General features: G+C 40.7%; 18 protein-coding genes. 6 read left to right on the top strand and 12 right to left on the bottom strand.

The window, feature by feature from the left end; translation table 11 throughout:
* Positions 1-47: 47 nt before the first annotated feature.
* The 4 genes from I5349_RS05880 to I5349_RS05895 all read right to left on the bottom strand — a co-directional run bounded on the left by I5349_RS05880 (position 48) and on the right by I5349_RS05895 (position 3,551).
* Entirely contained in the window at positions 48-398 is a 351-nt protein-coding gene (locus tag I5349_RS05880) for a DUF3127 domain-containing protein (RefSeq protein WP_226389814.1), read from the bottom strand.
* An 11-nt stretch (positions 399-409) separates the two neighbouring features.
* Positions 410-886 carry a hypothetical protein gene (locus tag I5349_RS05885; RefSeq protein ID WP_226389815.1) on the bottom strand — a complete coding sequence of 159 codons (477 nt, stop codon included), beginning with the start codon at positions 884-886 and terminating at the stop codon, positions 410-412.
* Positions 887-955: 69 nt separating this feature from the next.
* Positions 956-3,220 (bottom strand): helix-turn-helix domain-containing protein, encoded by a 2,265-nt coding sequence (locus I5349_RS05890; RefSeq protein ID WP_226389816.1) that lies wholly within the window; start codon positions 3,218-3,220, stop codon positions 956-958.
* A 100-nt stretch (positions 3,221-3,320) separates the two neighbouring features.
* Entirely contained in the window at positions 3,321-3,551 is a 231-nt protein-coding gene (locus tag I5349_RS05895) for a hypothetical protein (protein WP_226389817.1), read from the bottom strand.
* A gap of 80 nt (positions 3,552-3,631) precedes the next feature.
* Between I5349_RS05895 and mazG the strand changes: the two genes are divergently transcribed.
* From mazG to I5349_RS05915, 4 genes are all read left to right on the top strand, one after another.
* A complete protein-coding gene (mazG, locus tag I5349_RS05900) occupies positions 3,632-4,426 on the top strand; it encodes a nucleoside triphosphate pyrophosphohydrolase (RefSeq protein WP_226389818.1) in 795 nt (264 codons plus the stop codon).
* A gap of 66 nt (positions 4,427-4,492) precedes the next feature.
* Positions 4,493-6,271 (top strand): chloride channel protein, encoded by a 1,779-nt coding sequence (locus I5349_RS05905; RefSeq protein ID WP_226389819.1) that lies wholly within the window; start codon positions 4,493-4,495, stop codon positions 6,269-6,271.
* 411 nt (positions 6,272-6,682) lie between these two features.
* Positions 6,683-7,171 (top strand): TlpA family protein disulfide reductase, encoded by a 489-nt coding sequence (locus I5349_RS05910; protein ID WP_226389820.1) that lies wholly within the window; start codon positions 6,683-6,685, stop codon positions 7,169-7,171.
* Positions 7,172-7,174: 3 nt separating this feature from the next.
* Positions 7,175-7,780 carry a thioredoxin family protein gene (locus I5349_RS05915; protein WP_226389821.1) on the top strand — a complete coding sequence of 202 codons (606 nt, stop codon included), beginning with the start codon at positions 7,175-7,177 and terminating at the stop codon, positions 7,778-7,780.
* 50 nt (positions 7,781-7,830) lie between these two features.
* Here I5349_RS05915 and I5349_RS05920 read toward each other — a convergent pair whose 3' ends face one another.
* Positions 7,831-8,265, bottom strand: a complete 435-nt coding sequence (locus I5349_RS05920; protein ID WP_226389822.1) for a hypothetical protein — start codon at positions 8,263-8,265, stop codon at positions 7,831-7,833.
* 52 nt (positions 8,266-8,317) lie between these two features.
* On the opposite strand from I5349_RS05920, the gene I5349_RS05925 reads away from it, so the two are divergent.
* On the top strand, positions 8,318-10,006 hold the full coding sequence (locus I5349_RS05925) for an amidase (protein ID WP_317194231.1): 1,689 nt from the start codon (positions 8,318-8,320) through the stop codon (positions 10,004-10,006).
* Positions 10,007-10,056: 50 nt separating this feature from the next.
* Positions 10,057-10,824 (top strand): type III pantothenate kinase, encoded by a 768-nt coding sequence (locus I5349_RS05930; RefSeq protein ID WP_226389823.1) that lies wholly within the window; start codon positions 10,057-10,059, stop codon positions 10,822-10,824.
* Here I5349_RS05930 and I5349_RS05935 read toward each other — a convergent pair.
* From I5349_RS05935 to I5349_RS05965, 7 genes are all read right to left on the bottom strand, one after another.
* Complete coding sequence (locus I5349_RS05935; RefSeq protein WP_226389824.1) at positions 10,812-11,516, bottom strand: phosphoadenylyl-sulfate reductase; 705 nt, start codon at positions 11,514-11,516, stop codon at positions 10,812-10,814. The two genes, I5349_RS05930 and I5349_RS05935, sit on opposite strands and share 13 nt — an antisense overlap.
* 4 nt (positions 11,517-11,520) lie before the next feature.
* Positions 11,521-11,757: a DUF2061 domain-containing protein gene (locus I5349_RS05940; protein ID WP_226389825.1), complete on the bottom strand. Its 237-nt coding sequence runs from the start codon at positions 11,755-11,757 to the stop codon at positions 11,521-11,523.
* An 89-nt stretch (positions 11,758-11,846) separates the two neighbouring features.
* A complete protein-coding gene (locus I5349_RS05945; RefSeq protein WP_226389826.1) occupies positions 11,847-12,263 on the bottom strand; it encodes an RrF2 family transcriptional regulator in 417 nt (138 codons plus the stop codon).
* Positions 12,264-12,338: 75 nt separating this feature from the next.
* Positions 12,339-12,902 carry a DUF2064 domain-containing protein gene (locus tag I5349_RS05950; protein WP_226389827.1) on the bottom strand — a complete coding sequence of 188 codons (564 nt, stop codon included), beginning with the start codon at positions 12,900-12,902 and terminating at the stop codon, positions 12,339-12,341.
* 110 nt (positions 12,903-13,012) lie between these two features.
* On the bottom strand, positions 13,013-13,393 hold the full coding sequence (locus I5349_RS05955; protein ID WP_226389828.1) for a DUF4890 domain-containing protein: 381 nt from the start codon (positions 13,391-13,393) through the stop codon (positions 13,013-13,015).
* Between the two features lie 95 nt (positions 13,394-13,488).
* A complete protein-coding gene (locus tag I5349_RS05960; RefSeq protein ID WP_226389829.1) occupies positions 13,489-13,707 on the bottom strand; it encodes a hypothetical protein in 219 nt (72 codons plus the stop codon).
* Positions 13,708-13,787: 80 nt separating this feature from the next.
* Positions 13,788-14,702, bottom strand: coding sequence for a helix-turn-helix transcriptional regulator (locus tag I5349_RS05965; RefSeq protein ID WP_226389830.1), 915 nt, complete (start codon positions 14,700-14,702; stop codon positions 13,788-13,790).
* Between the last annotated feature and the right edge of the window lie 198 nt (positions 14,703-14,900).

A 14,900-nucleotide genomic window follows, 5' to 3' on the forward strand; every position in this document is an offset into this window, starting at 1 on the left:
AATTAAAAAAAGACCCTGACTATGTACGTCAGGGTCTATATGATATATCAGAAAGGCAAATCATCAGTATCGCTACTAAAAGTCTCCCCAGCAGGATATGGATCTGCAGGAGCTGGAGCACTAGAACCTCCGCCATTTCCTCGAGCTACTTTCCAGACTTTGACATCTGTGTACCAGCGTCCATTGTATTCTCTGCTTTCTACTTCTATAGAGGCAGTAAGCTCATCATTGGGCTTGACTGCAAACTGATCTATTTTGTCTCCCCAGATGGCCAAGCACACCTTTTTTGGGTATTGACCAGCTGTTTCAAGGATGACTTCTTGTTTTCTCCAAGTTCCATTTCTGCCGCTACCAGATTGTTCAGGTAGCATTTGTACGATTTTTCCTGTGATTTCCATTTGTTAATTATTCAATCTTCGTCTTTTTCTCCTAATATAAATAGCCCCCAACCATCTGGAGGTGTAGTTGCTTTACTTTGTTTAAAGCCCTGTATCCAATCTACAAATAGCAGCCTCAAATCCTCAATGGCTTCTCTGAGTAGCAGCACGTGGTCTGTTGGATTGACCTCATGATGCCCTATGAGTGTGGTGGTCGCCAAAAGCTTTCTAGCATGAAGTTTTAATAGCGTAGCGTTTTCTACTTTGGTGATGTAGTTATCCACAGCATGAGCGACAGCAAATTTAGAAGCTAGTTGATGTGCATCTTCTAGCATAAACTGTCCATAGCTTTTTCGATCGGTATCACTCATTGTTTCTACCAACGTCTGTGTCAATTCATAGATTTCACTGGCTTTTTGGTGTAGTGGGTGGGCGTAGATTTCAGCACTTTTTTGGTCAAATTCACGCTCATCAGCCTCATCCCAGTCGTCATCAAATTGATCCCACATAGCCTTTGATTTTTCAGATGGGCAAGTTAGCCATAAAGAATTAAAAATGCAGAAGTTGATCCAGAGAGTCTACTCATCTTTTCTAAGATGAGCCATCACCCAGCGAACTTGAGCGTATGAGTAGCGGTTTTCGAGTTTTTCTACGATGACGGTAGCGGAGGTGTTATCTTTTCCGAAGGCTCTTTCTATTTCTTCTATAGAGCGCATATTCATCAAGCCATGTATGGAGATCCGGCCCGAAGAAATACCTCTGGCAATGTGACCCTCTATGGTAGAAGTCGCCAAGCCTCTTTCTTTGGCGATGTCTTCTATGCTTCTACCCTCTTCAAATAATTGGAAGGTGATGTCATAAGTCTCTCCTTTAGCGCGTTTAAGACTCGGTTTGCCAGCTTTCTTGACTTTCCCAGTCTTGTTTTTGGCAAACTTCGGATTTTGGCTGACGATTTCTTTGGCTTCAGAGAGGAGTTGTTGATAGCGAGACTGCTTTTTAGCTTGGATGAGTTTGAGTTTTTCATATCCATGTCCATTCATGATGGCTTGTATCACGGTACTCACTTTAGTGATGTCTTCGTATTTTTTTAGCAGTGCATGCTCTAGTGTTTGTAGCCCCTCTTGGTATTTTTTAGTTCCTGTAAATCTCGAAACTTCCGCTCGGTGAAGCAGGAGTTCTTTGAGTCGGTTTTCTAGGAAATCACTGTAGTATGTACTGCCCCTGCTCAGCCTATCGGTGAGGGCATCTTTATTTTCTTCTAAGACTAACTGAAGTAACTGCTGTTGATACTTTTGAGTGTTTTCGGTTTCTGTTAGGAGTTGCAGTAGGAGATTCGGCATGGCAGATCGCATCTCAGCATCTTCAAAGTCTAATCCAGTATCATGTGCTTGGATGAAGTCTTGCAACTCTTTGATAATTCCAGACAGGTCAAATGTTTGTCTAGTGAGCTTAACTAAATATTGTTTTTCATGGATGGGTAAAAGTGCTTCTAGGTCATTATCTGAACCGATCTCATCGATAAATCTATCTACCATAGGGTCTGAGTTGATCACCTCTTGGCGGATGCGCGAGCTGAGGATTAGTCCTTCGAGACTTTTGAGCCTACTCAGGGCTACATATACTTGACCTGGGGCAAAGGCACTCTCTACATCGATAATCGCTCGCTCAAAAGTGAGTCCCTGGCTCTTGTGCACAGTGACTGCCCAAGCCAACTTGATAGGATAATGCGAAAAAGTACCGACTACCTCTTCTTCTAGTTCCTTGGTGTCATCATTTACTAGGTACTTCTTATTTTCCCAAAGCTCTTTTTTCAATGTATAGAGTACGTCACTTTCAGCCATTTTTACGATGATTTCTTCATCATCCAGCGAGGTGACTTGAGCCAGTTTCCCATTGAAGTATTCTGACTGACCTGAGCTGTCATTTTTGATAAACATGACTTGTGCACCCACTTTGAGTGTGAGTTGCTCAGGTATCGGATAGAGGGATTCTGGAAAGTCTCTATCTATGTCTGCTGAGTAATGGTAGGCTTTGCCCGAAAGTGCTTGCAGTTCTACATGGTTTCTCTCTTCAGCTTTGTAGTTGTGAGTAGTGATTGTGATCGCAGGTGGCAGGTCTTTGATCTCAGCAGCAGTTTTAAATTGCTTGTTTAGTAGGCTGACATCTGCCGAGGTGACTTGATTGTCCCTGAAGTGATTGAGCACTTGGATGAAGGCTTCATCTTTTTGTCTGAAGATTTTGTCTAGTTCTAGGTAGACGAGGCCTGTCTTTTTGAGTGCGTGTGCCTCAAAGAAATGGATACTGCTATAAAACTGACTGAGCAAATGCCACTCTTGATCTCTGACTATCGGTGGAAGCTGGTGTAGATCACCAATGAGAAGGACTTGTATGCCTCCGAAAGGTTCTCTATTGCCAGTGACGGTACGAAGCCTAAAGTCTATCGCATCTAGCACATCTGCTCTGAGCATGCTCACCTCATCTATGACGAGTAGCTCTATGGCTCTAAGTACTTTTTTGCGCACATTATTGAGCGGATGTTTGCGTGCGAGGGTATGTTGAGTGAAACAGCCAGATTGTGAAGAAAACTTGCCCTCAGGCTCATAAGTAGGCAAAAAACTACCAAGTGGCAGCAAGAATTGAGAGTGGATAGTGACTCCTTTGGCGTGAAGTGCAGCAATACCCGTGGGGGCTACGACTAGATAGCTCTTGTGGGTTTCATGGATGAGATTTCTGAGAAAAGTAGTCTTTCCAGTACCAGCCTTACCCGTGAGAAATATAGGAGAGGCAGTGTTGTTGATGAACTTTGCGGCTAACTTTAATCGATCAGTAGATTCACTTTCCATCAAACCAAGTTAAAAAAATATGTCATATGGAACTTGAAACAGCGACAATTGATGTCAAAAATGAATAGATAAGTATTGGAAAGACAAGACAAGCTTAAGCTTACTTAAACTTAGCTAGCACTTTATCTACTTCATTATCAGGATTACCGCAAGCTTCTCCAGCGGTTACTGTTTTTCCACAGAACCCACAAGTAGCGCCTTCTTTGTTGAGAAACGGGCTTTGAGAAGCACATGTGCCTTTAAACTCGCCTCCTTTGATAAAAAGCAGTCTAACAGACATGAGGATGAAAAACAAAGCGATGAATCCGATCGTGATGAATACAGTTGTCATATTGAGTGAATTTCTACAAATTTACAATCTACTTAGCAAACGCCCATATTTTCCAAATAGTTTCTCAAATCTACAATCCAATGAAGACCACAAAAAGACAAGCCCAATTAGCCGCCTTTGATAGATTGCTTACCATCATGGATGAGCTCAGAGAGCAGTGCCCTTGGGATCGCAAGCAGACAATGGAGAGTTTGAGACACTTGACGATCGAGGAGACTTTTGAGCTATCAGATGCGATCATAGAAGGAGATTTGGAGGAGATCAAAAAAGAGGTGGGAGATATTCTACTACATATAGTGTTTTATGCTAAGATAGGTGACGAACAACAGGCCTTTGATATCGAGTCAGTGATCAATAGCCTTTGTGATAAGCTCATCAGAAGGCATCCGCATATCTACGGAGATACAGAAGCCAAGGATGAAGAAGCCGTCAAGCAAAACTGGGAAAAGATCAAACTACAAGAAAAAGGAAATAAATCTGTGCTGGGTGGCGTGCCCAAATCTCTTCCTGCCTTGATCAAAGCCATGAGAATACAGGAAAAAGCTCGAGGGGTAGGATTTGACTGGGAGGAAAAGCACCAAGTCTGGGAAAAAGTAGAAGAAGAGATGCAGGAGTTCAAGTCGGAATTTAATGTGGCAGAAGGCGCTATCGACTCACAAAAAGCTGCCGGGGAGTTTGGAGACCTACTTTTTTCATTGATTAATTATGCCCGATTTATCGATATCAATCCTGAAGAGGCGCTCGAGCGTACCAACTTGAAATTTATCAAGCGATTTCAATATTTAGAGCAAGAGGCTGCTAAGGCAGGCAAGCAACTTAGTGAGATGAGTCTGGCAGAGATGGATATTTACTGGGAAAAGGCTAAAAAATTGTAAACAATTTAAAATGAAGCTGTTAATTTGCAGCCTTACAAAATATACATTTAGACTTTTTATCTACGATTGAAAAACCAAGACCTACTTACTAGATTTCTGATTTGGAGGTTAAAGCACCTAAGCAATAAGAACTTTATCTTGTTACTAGCGGGTGTGATAGGTATAGTCTCTGGTTTAGCCGCTGTTTTACTCAAGCAAACGGTTCATGGGATCCAACATTTTTTAGTAGAGGGCTTTGACATTCAGTATGAAAACTATTTTTACTTGGCTTATCCTGCTATAGGTATTGCTCTGACTACAGTAGTGGCTCATTATGTGCTTAAGACTACTATAGGACATGGGATTCCTGACTTGTTGTTTACGATTTCTAAGAAGTCGAGTATCATTCCTGCTAAGAGCACTTACTCTAGAATCATCACTTCTGCCCTTACTGTAGGCTTTGGGGGATCTGTGGGACTTGAAGCTCCTGTGGTGGTGACAGGCTCAGCTATAGGCTCCAATGTAGGACAGCTGACACACCTCAACTATAAAAAACGAACCCTTCTGATCGGCTGCGGTGCAGCAGGTGCTATCTCTGCGATCTTTAATGCGCCTATTGGAGCAGTGATTTTTGCCATTGAAGTACTGCTGGCTGAAGTATCTCTAGCAGCCTTTATTCCCTTGCTGATTTCTTCTGTGATGGGCTCATTGGTATCCATGGTTTTATTAGGAGAAGATGCCCTTTTTCAATTCAACTTGTCGGATGATTTTGAGGCAAAACAAGTGCCCTATTATGTGATGCTTGGTGTGGCTACTGGTTTGATTGGGGTGTATTTTTCTCGTGTGGTACTTAGTGTAGAGGGGATTTTAGGAAAGTTTAAAAGTAAAACAAAGAAAATCATACTTGGTGGTCTTGGGCTTGGCTTGATCATTTTCGTGCTGCCTCCTATGTATGGTGAGGGCTATGGCGCAATCAATAACCTAATAGAAAATAGACCAGATTTACTTTTCAGCAATTCACTCTTTTTTGCTGAATTGGACAACCCCTACTTCATCATCGTTTTCTTATTATTTATCATTTTCTTCAAGCCGATCGCAGCAGCGCTTACTATAGGTAGTGGAGGAAGTGGTGGTGTGTTTGCGCCTTCTTTGTTTGTAGGAGCATTTACAGGATATTGGTTTGCTTATACTTTTAACTTTCTGGATTTCGGCATTCAGCTACCTTTAGGGCACTTTACATTAGTGGCTATGTGTGGTGTGATGGCTTGTACGCAGCACGCTCCATTGTCCGCTATATTCCTGATAGCTGAGGTGACTGGTGGTTACGAACTTTTTGTGCCGCTCATGTTGGTCTCAGCGATTTCTTTCACCTCTTATTCAGCTTTCGAAAAGTACTCTCTCTACAAAAGACAGCTTGTAGAGCAGGGTCAGCAGCTACCAGAGACTAAAGATCAAGAGGTGCTAGGACTTATCGACATTTGTAAGATCACAGAGACGGATCTATTGACCATACATCCTGATGCTAAACTGGCAGATCTGACGCAGCTGGTGAAAGTCTCTAAACGTAATATATTTCCAGTAGTAGATGATGAGCAGCGACTGCTAGGGATCATCACGCTAGATGATATCAGGGAGATCATGTTTGATGAGGTGCTTAGAGAAGAGACCGCTGTGAAAAGCCTGATGCACAGTCCTCCTGCTTTTGTATATACTTCAGAATCCATGGAGGAGGTCATGACGAAGTTTGAACAAACGGGTGCTTGGAACTTACCTGTTTTAGAAAATGAGCGCTATGTAGGCTTCATCTCTAAGTCCCGTATTTTTAATGCTTATCGAAAAAGATTGATAAGAAATAATCGCGATTAACGGATTTTCAAAAGAATTGTTTGAAAAGGCTATTATTTTTCTTTAAAACCAAAGGATTTATTAGAGACTTTCAAAAGTGGGTTTACTTATCAACATAATTTTGAAATATTTTTTGATCAATAAACAATTGTAAATCAAATGGTTATATTAAAATTAATTTTCTGTGTGGATAACTTTGATGATTTGTGGATAAATAGACTTGATTTTTAAATTTTCATTTTTTGTACAATCAGTATCTGCTTCTGTGTAGTATATGGGCGTTTTTTTGTCAGAAAAAGCCAAAATAATTCTGTTTGGATTTTTGAAATTTCGTAAAATTTTCTGTGGTGATATCTATCGAGTGATAGCTTTTAGTGACATAAGAAAACCATTAGCACACTTATTGAGTATATTAGCATGTAATGTATTCTTATGAAAAAGATCAATAGTATTTTAGTATTTGGCTTCTTGGTGTTGATGATGAGTGCTACCTCTTTAGTGAAGGATGTGCCTGTCATCAAGTGGTCTAAAATGGAGCAGCTCATTCAAGCAGAGGGAGATCAGATTCGTGTGATCAACTTTTGGGCGACATGGTGTAGACCTTGTATAGCAGAGATGCCTCTATTCGAAGCAGTCAATGCGCAAGAAGGAGTAGAAGTGGTGTTCATCAGCTTAGACAATGCCTCAGATGTGGATCCTCGAGTGACTGGTTTTATTACAAAGAGAAATATCCAATCTCAAGTGTATCTATTAGATGAAGTTGATTATAATAAATGGATAGATAAAGTAAGCCCAGAGTGGTCTGGGGCTATTCCAGCTTCTCTTTTTATCAATCAAAAGACAGGAGAAAAAGTCTTTCATGAAGGAGAGCTCAAAGAAACTGAATTACAGGAAATCATTGATAAACTTTCAAATTCATAAGCTATGAAAAAGATATTTACATTTATCACAGCCTTTTTGATGGTAGGAACTATGGCGATGGCTCAGTACCAAGTAGGTGACTACGCTACTGATTTTAAGCTAAAAAACATCGATGGAAAATATGTCTCGCTCGCTGATAATCCGAATAATAAAGGATACTTAGTGATCTTCACTTGCAATCACTGCCCATACTCCAAGATGTACGAAGATAGAATCATAGCCCTTGATAAAAAGTATAAAGCAATGGGCTATCCTGTGGTAGCGATCAATCCGAATGATCCAGAAGCTCAGCCAGAGGACTCATTCGAAAACATGAAGATCAGGGCTAAGGAAAAGGGTTTTACTTTCCCTTATCTAGTAGATGAGACACAAGAGATCACTAAGACATATGGTGCCACACGCACACCACATGTTTTTCTTTTGACTAAAGAGCGCGATAGATACAAGGTCGCCTATATCGGTGCCATCGATAATAATCATCAGGATGCTAGCAAGGCGACAGAAAGATATGTGGAGATGGCAATGACAGATGTCATGGCAGGTAAGTCAGTAAGACAAAACTTCACCAAAGCCATAGGGTGTACGATCAAATGGAAAGCTGAAGATTAACAAATCACCTAATTCATACAGAGGCTGCTTATCTAAGGCAGCCTTTTTTATTACCATTGTCCAGTCTCGATGAGGTGATTGCGTACTTTTTTGGCTCTTAAGAAGATCACTAAAAGCGGGATAAACCAAATCAGGTCATTAGCGATAAGGTGAAATATCAAGCGCTTGTTCAACTCCATATCGATCACAAAGAAGAAAAACCAAGCAGCTCCAAGTACTTTACTGGCAGCCCCTAGACCGATGACTAGATAAGATCTGATCGGATAAAAAGCACTAAACACATAAAGTATTCCAAAGAAAATCACTCCCATGCCCTGCCATTCGATGATTTTTGGCGTGTTTACTTTGGCCATCATCATCCATTGGAAAAAAGCTTCAGGAAAGAACTTAATGAAAAGTCCCCAAGCCAAATTATAAATTCCTGCCAAGAGTAAAATGCCTCTCATAGGCATCGTGAATACTGGTATATTTTCGTTTGTTTGCATCTGTGCTTATCCTTAACTTATCCCGAAATTGTATTTAACAAAAGTAGTGTCTATGAATACTAAATTAAAGCAAATAATGAGCAAGATGTTTACATGGCAGTGGATAGCCGTGATTGCCATCTTTATGCTCGGTTTCACTTTTGGACAGCGCAAGGCAGAGATTTCACAAGAAGTGATCGCTATGGCCGAGCAGTTGATTGGCTTGGAGTTTACCCCTGCAGAGCGGGACTCTATGATCGGTAATCTGAATGGCCACTTGAGAAACTATGAGAACCTTCGAAAAAATGAAATCGGCAATGAAGTGGCTCCGGCTATGATATTTAATCCTTTGCCTATAGGGTATCAACCTCGAGAGCCTCAAAAGCCAACCAACTGGGGGTTAAAGTCAAAGGTCACCCTTCCTGCAAATGATGTAGACATCGCATTTATGCCGGTTGCAGACTTAGCTGTTTTGATCAAAAATAAGCAAATCACTTCTGAAAGACTCACGCGTATCTATATCGATAGGATCAAACGATATGGAGATACGCTAGAGACGGTCATCACGCTGATGGAAAATCAGGCCATCGCCCAAGCTAGAAAGGCAGATCAAGAGATCAAACAAGGAAAATATAGAGGCCCACTTCATGGTATTCCTTATGGTATCAAGGACCTTCTGGCGGTCAAAGGTACTAAGACTACTTGGGGCGCAGCTCCCTACAAAGACCAAGTGATTGACCGTACTGCTACGGTAGTTCAAAAGCTAGATGAGGCTGGAGCAGTCCTAGTTGTGAAGCTGACACTTGGAGCACTAGCTATGGGAGATGAATGGTATGGAGGGACTACTCGAAATCCATGGAATCTGAGACAAGGAAGTAGTGGTTCATCTGCAGGCTCTGCGTCTGCGGTATCTGCTGGCTTGGTGCCATTTGCGATTGGTACTGAGACTTTAGGTTCCATAGTGTCTCCCTCTACGCGCAATGGCGTGACAGGTATCAGACCTACATTTGGTCGAGTGAGCAAGTACGGTGCTATGGCACTTAGCTGGAGTATGGACAAAATAGGTCCTATAGGAAGAGACGCCCTTGACTGTGCGATCGTACTCGATGCTATAAGTGGTCGAGATGAGTTGGACCCATCGACTATCGCAGCCCCGCTCAATTATGATGCAAATTGGGATATTAAGAAAATGAAGATCGGCTATTTTTCAGATTATTTTGAAGGAAGATATGCGAGTAAAAGACAGGATTCTACAGCTCTGGAAGTATTCAAAAAGCTAGGTGTTGAACTGATCCCTGTGAAGATGGATGTAGGTTTTGATCCTAGTCCTCTGATCACGATTTTGTCAGCTGAGGCAGGAGCTGCTTTTGATGAGCTGACGAGAAGCAACCAAGATGACCTCCTCAAAATGCAAAATAAAGGTGCTTGGCCAAACTTCTTCAGAGCAGCTCGATTTGTGCCAGCGGTCGAGTACATCCAAGCTAACCGTATGCGTAGTATACTCATAGAACGTATGAATGAGCTAATGAAAGAGTATGATGCGATCATCACACCTAGCTTTGGTGGAAGTCAGCTCTTAGTGACTAACTTGACAGGCCATCCTGCCGTGGTGATGCCAAATGGCTATAATAATCAAGGCTCTCCAACTTCATTTACCATCATAGGAAACCTCTTTGAAGAAGGGAAAATCGCTAGAGTAGCTAAAGCCTATCAAGATCAAACGATCTTTGATGAAGCTAAACCTCCTCTTTTTGCCAAATAATAAAGTGGCTCGTTTTATTAAAACTAGCCACTTCTATAAAATTTTGATCCATGTTTTTAGCTATTGATGCAGGTAATTCTAATGTGGTTTTTTCCTTTTATAAAGAAGGACAATGGGTCTATACCTATAGGATGGAAACCAAACCATTCAAAAAGACAGCAGCAATAGAAATGCAGCTGAGACTTTATTTTTTAGAAAAAGGGATTAAAGTTAGCGATATTTCTTATGTAGGGATTAGTTCGGTAGTACCTGAGATCACAGATTCACTGATCAAAACAGCTAAGGATTTGTTTGGTATTCAAGCTCACCTCGTAGGTCCTGATAGTTACGAGAAACTACCTGTGAGCACGCCTAATCCTCAGCAGATGGGGACAGACTTGATGTGCAATGTCATGTCAGCATATGCTAAATTTAAAGAGGCTTGTCTGATCATTGATTTTGGGACGGCTTTGACCTTTACGGTAGTGAGTGAAGGTGGTGCTGTACTAGGAGTCAGTATTGCTCCAGGACTCAAAACAGCTATCAAGGCACTTTCTGGTAATACTTCTAAGCTGCCAGAAGTTCCGCTAGTACTTCCTGAATCTGCTATCGGCAAAGACACTGTTCATGCGATACAAGCTGGGATTTTATATGGCTATACAGGCTTAGTGGAGGGGATGATCCAACGAATAAAAGCGGAGTTGAGTGAAGAACTTAAGGTAATAGCTACAGGGGGGCTATCATCTATCTTGCAGCCACTGGCTTCTAGTTTTGATTTGGTAGATGAAAATCTGACAGTAGAAGGTATTCGTCTGATTACGCTTCATCAAGAAGCATGAAGCCCACATTCCTTTTGTGAGCTTTCCCACCACCAGCGACCTGCTCGGGCTGGCTCTCCAGGACTGATCGCTCGAGTACATGGTGCACAGCCTATACTGATAAAGCCCTCATCATGCAGTTTATTGTAAGGAATGCTGTTTTCTGATATGTAGGCTCGTAGCTGTTCGTAAGTCCAATGAAGCAGAGGGTTGTATTTGATGATCTGATTTGCTTCGTCCCATTCAATTACTTGGAGAGATTGTCTGCTTTCGCTCTGCTCTGCCCTCAGTCCAGTGATCCACACCGCATTTCCTTTGAGCCCCCTTTTTAGAGGAACTACTTTTCTAGTGAAGCAGCAAGCTTTTCTTTGCGCGATCCCGTGATAAAATCCATTGATTCCCTGTTTTTTGACCAGTTCCTCTACATCCGCTTGGTTGGGAAAGAGCACCTCTATATCAACTTTGTATCTACTAATAGTCCTCTCTAATAAATCGTAACTTTCATTGAATAGTCTGCCTGTATCTAGGGTGAAAAGCTTCACAGCCAATTTGTTTTTTGCGATGATTTCAGTGATTGCCTGATCTTCTTGACCTAGAGATGTAGAGAAGACCACTTGCTCTGGAAATGCGTTGATCAGATACTTCAGATCTGCTACGGTATCATTTCCTTTGATGTATTTTGATAGTTCGCTGAGTCGCTTTTTGTAATCCATCACTTTAAGCTAATTTTTCCCACACACGCTCGTGCAGATAGTACAAAATGATTTTAGTCACCACCTCTATAGATCCGATAGACACTGCTAGATGTAGCTGCCCAGTGATCAAATACGAGATGACGATCGTATCTATGGTGCCACAGATTCTCCAAGAAATGGATTTTGCAAGGCTTTTGAGATTACTGTCTTTGCCTTCTTTATTCTCAAACCATCTTTTTAATGTCTGATCTAGGAGCATATAGTTTTCATTGAATTACAAAAGTATATAAAACCTATCAATATTATAGGGAATTAGAGAAAAAACGTGATCATCTTAAATTTGTTTGATCAGTAAGCTTCTATGATATCTGCGAGACTTTTGTTTTCGAGGATTTTGAGTGTCTCATCTCTGACTTGCGCCATTACTTTATTTAGTCCACACTGTGTCTCTTCTTTACATTCTTCGCAAGGTTCATAGTAGTTGAGACTCACACAGGGAAGCAGGGCTATAGGGCCATCTAGCAATCGGATGATTTTTGATAGTTGAATTTCTTCTGGCTTTTTGATGAGATAGTATCCCCCACCTTTTCCTTTTTTACTACCCAAAAAACCCGCTTTTCTTAATTCTAAGAGGATGTTTTCTAAAAATTTATGCGATATCTGATGTGCTTCAGATATCTCTTGGATCAATACTGCTCCTTGTGCTTGGTGTTGTGCCAAGTAAATCAGAGCATGAAAAGCATATTTAGTCTTTTTGGATAGCATAAACAAAAATACAATAAAAATGCAAACTCTAATCCTAGCAAGATAGAGATGAAAAAAGCCCAGTATTGACTGAGCTTATTTAAAATTCACCGACTTTGCTTCTTGATCATCTTTATCCGTGAGTCTGACAGTATTTTGAGGCTCTGTCAGCTCTTTTAGCAAGTGATACTTCACCCCAAGTTGCCCCGTGGCTTGTAGGATGCTGACTACAGGGTTGGCATGCATGCTTTCTTTGAACAACTGACCGAAGAAGTGCGCGAGACCAAATAAGTAGATCTTTTCAGTATCAGTTGCTCCAATGACCACTTTATAGGCATCCAATGAGTTGAACGCTAGCTTGACATCCTCTACAGTCATATCTGCATAGCGGCTATCTATAAAAAGGGCTTGGTCGTAGCCTAAGAAAAACAAGTTTTTAAAGGCGTGCTCTAGCTTTTTATGAAATGAGTTACCCTCTTGAATTTTCAGTCTGTTTTGAATACCAGCAAAAGTATAATCTGGGAAATGAGTAAAATAAATAAAAGTCGGCAAGTTTAGTTGCTGTGATAGCTCATAAGCCTGCATTTGTCTTTTTATTTTATCCATATCTCTACCAGATGGGTAGTTATCGATAAAAAGTATAATGGCTTTCTTTTTCATATGACCACTTCTTTGATATATGTTTTCTTATACATACGATGTGCCAAAAGCCTTGGATTTCAAATAAGTTTTCAAAAGAACCTTGGTTAGAAGGTTCTTTTGAAAAAAGATTATTGACGGGATCCTCCGCGCCTTGGTCTATTATTTTGTTGTCTTTCACGCATCTCAACAAGCTTTTTGTATTGATCTGGTGTCAGTATTTTTTTCATTTCCTCGTCAGACTTTTGTTGCTGTTCGGCTCTGATTTTCATCAGCTCCTCTCTATTAGCTTGTCTGTACTGCTTCAGGGCTTCGCGATTTTCTTTGCTTATTTTGAGTTGAACTTCCTCAACTTGTTGCTTTTGCTCAGCACTAAGTTCCAATACTTTCTCAAGTCTATCTGCCATTCTTTTGGCAGTTTCTTCTGGAGGGGGCATTTCTCTTCTTTGTTGTGCATTGACTGCGACTACAGCAAAGAGTGCCATTGCTAGGAATAAGGTTTTTTTCTTCATGATCTTAAATTTTATAACCCTTGGATACTATTTAGTAACCCAAGGTTTAATCAACTATAGAAAATGAAGATAGAGACTGCTCGGTATAGAGAGGTCTAAGCGAAGAATACTAAGACAATAGAGGATAAAATGTATCCTGTAAAGAGTGCATAAAACAAGACTTCCTTCAAGTGATGCTTGACTTTCACTTCAGCTACTTGTGGATTGGCAAACCTTTTTCTGATCCTATCCAAATAGCTGTTTGGATAGTTGCCAAGTATGGTCATGCCATAGAGCAAGGTAAGCAAGATGAGCAATATAAACTTAGCAGTCATTTGGGGTTTTTATTTAGTAAAGCTAAGTTAATGTATATCAGCACTTTTTAGTGTGCAAAGCTCAAATACTTATCCACTTTTTATCCACCAAGAGGAAGTTTGGACTGCGCTTCTAACAACTTGAAGCGAAGTAAAGAGATCAGTTCATCTCCTTCTATAACCTTGATTTCGTCCATAAGTCCTAAGATAAATCTAGCTATCCCAGTCAATTCTGGAAGAGCTGCCTCGAGATAATAGTAGTTTTGCTTTTCGTCTTTTTTAGTAAAAGGCATCGCATTGGGATGTTCCTCTTTGAGTAAAGTATAGGCTGTGAGAGACAGTTGTAGCTTTACCTTAAAACGAGACTTTCCCGAAAAACCAAAGAGGCTGTTCTCTGGCACTTCATGAAGTTTTTGAAACTTCCAAAGGTGCGGAGTGATCTCTACGTCTCCTATGCGTTCTATTTTAAATACTTTAGTAGTACCGCTTGCTACTTCGAATGCATGGACTTTGTCATAATTTTCTGAGAAACCAACTGGTTCGACAAGTCTATCAGATACTTGCTGACTGTTGAGTGACAGATAGTCTTTGAGTACTACTTGCTGCTCTAGCCTGATGGCATCAGATAGTCTAGAGACGATCACACTCAAGTGCGCTTTAAAAAGATTAGAGGCAAGTTGGGTATTTTCTGATTTGATATTGATTTTTCTCAAAAGACTGTCTTTCAAGGCACTTTTACTTCCCATCGACTGTATCATCTCTGAGAGTTGCCTTGTCTCTTCTTCGGTAAAGCGCAGATACTCCATAGGAGCACTTTCGCTGTCTAGGAGCTTGTATAGTCCAAACTCAGTTTTGATCACCTGAAAACCAAGCTCCTCTAATAATTCGAAATACCTGTACACAGTACGCTCTGTAGCATCTATGGTACGTGCGATATTTTTGACACTTTTCCCATTGGCAGATTTGAGTGTGGTGATGAGCTTGAAGACGCGAAGAATTTTTTGCTGTGCGATCATGATCGTGTTTATTTGATAGACCTAATTTAACGGATAATTTTCGGAAGCAGACAATTGTTTGTCAGTAATTGTCAGACATTTTGTGACTTATCGTCTTTAGTAGACTTATTCTATTGATTCTTCATCATTTCTTCGATTTTACTCGTATTTTGGAGTAACTAAATATTAGCTAGAGTATCTCTTTTATTAAGACCTATG

The sequence above is a fragment of the Penaeicola halotolerans genome, assembly GCF_016464625.1.
GTDB classification, from domain to species: domain Bacteria; phylum Bacteroidota; class Bacteroidia; order Cytophagales; family Cyclobacteriaceae; genus Penaeicola; species Penaeicola halotolerans.

Coding starts and splice junctions, on each gene's coding strand:
- I5349_RS05915 (WP_226389821.1), top strand. CDS start 7,175: ATGAAAAAGATATTTACATTTATCACAGCCTTTTTGATGGTAGGAACT.
- I5349_RS05930 (WP_226389823.1), top strand. CDS start 10,057: ATGTTTTTAGCTATTGATGCAGGTAATTCTAATGTGGTTTTTTCCTTT.
- I5349_RS05895 (WP_226389817.1), bottom strand. CDS start 3,551: ATGACAACTGTATTCATCACGATCGGATTCATCGCTTTGTTTTTCATC.
- I5349_RS05955 (WP_226389828.1), bottom strand. CDS start 13,393: ATGAAGAAAAAAACCTTATTCCTAGCAATGGCACTCTTTGCTGTAGTC.
- I5349_RS05910 (WP_226389820.1), top strand. CDS start 6,683: ATGAAAAAGATCAATAGTATTTTAGTATTTGGCTTCTTGGTGTTGATG.
- I5349_RS05965 (WP_226389830.1), bottom strand. CDS start 14,702: ATGATCGCACAGCAAAAAATTCTTCGCGTCTTCAAGCTCATCACCACA.
- I5349_RS05920 (WP_226389822.1), bottom strand. CDS start 8,265: ATGCAAACAAACGAAAATATACCAGTATTCACGATGCCTATGAGAGGC.
- I5349_RS05925 (WP_317194231.1), top strand. CDS start 8,318: ATGAATACTAAATTAAAGCAAATAATGAGCAAGATGTTTACATGGCAG.
- I5349_RS05940 (WP_226389825.1), bottom strand. CDS start 11,757: ATGCTCCTAGATCAGACATTAAAAAGATGGTTTGAGAATAAAGAAGGC.
- I5349_RS05945 (WP_226389826.1), bottom strand. CDS start 12,263: ATGCTATCCAAAAAGACTAAATATGCTTTTCATGCTCTGATTTACTTG.
- I5349_RS05960 (WP_226389829.1), bottom strand. CDS start 13,707: ATGACTGCTAAGTTTATATTGCTCATCTTGCTTACCTTGCTCTATGGC.
- I5349_RS05890 (WP_226389816.1), bottom strand. CDS start 3,220: ATGGAAAGTGAATCTACTGATCGATTAAAGTTAGCCGCAAAGTTCATC.
- I5349_RS05885 (WP_226389815.1), bottom strand. CDS start 886: ATGTGGGATCAATTTGATGACGACTGGGATGAGGCTGATGAGCGTGAA.
- I5349_RS05950 (WP_226389827.1), bottom strand. CDS start 12,902: ATGAAAAAGAAAGCCATTATACTTTTTATCGATAACTACCCATCTGGT.
- I5349_RS05880 (WP_226389814.1), bottom strand. CDS start 398: ATGGAAATCACAGGAAAAATCGTACAAATGCTACCTGAACAATCTGGT.
- I5349_RS05935 (WP_226389824.1), bottom strand. CDS start 11,516: ATGGATTACAAAAAGCGACTCAGCGAACTATCAAAATACATCAAAGGA.
- mazG (WP_226389818.1), top strand. CDS start 3,632: ATGAAGACCACAAAAAGACAAGCCCAATTAGCCGCCTTTGATAGATTG.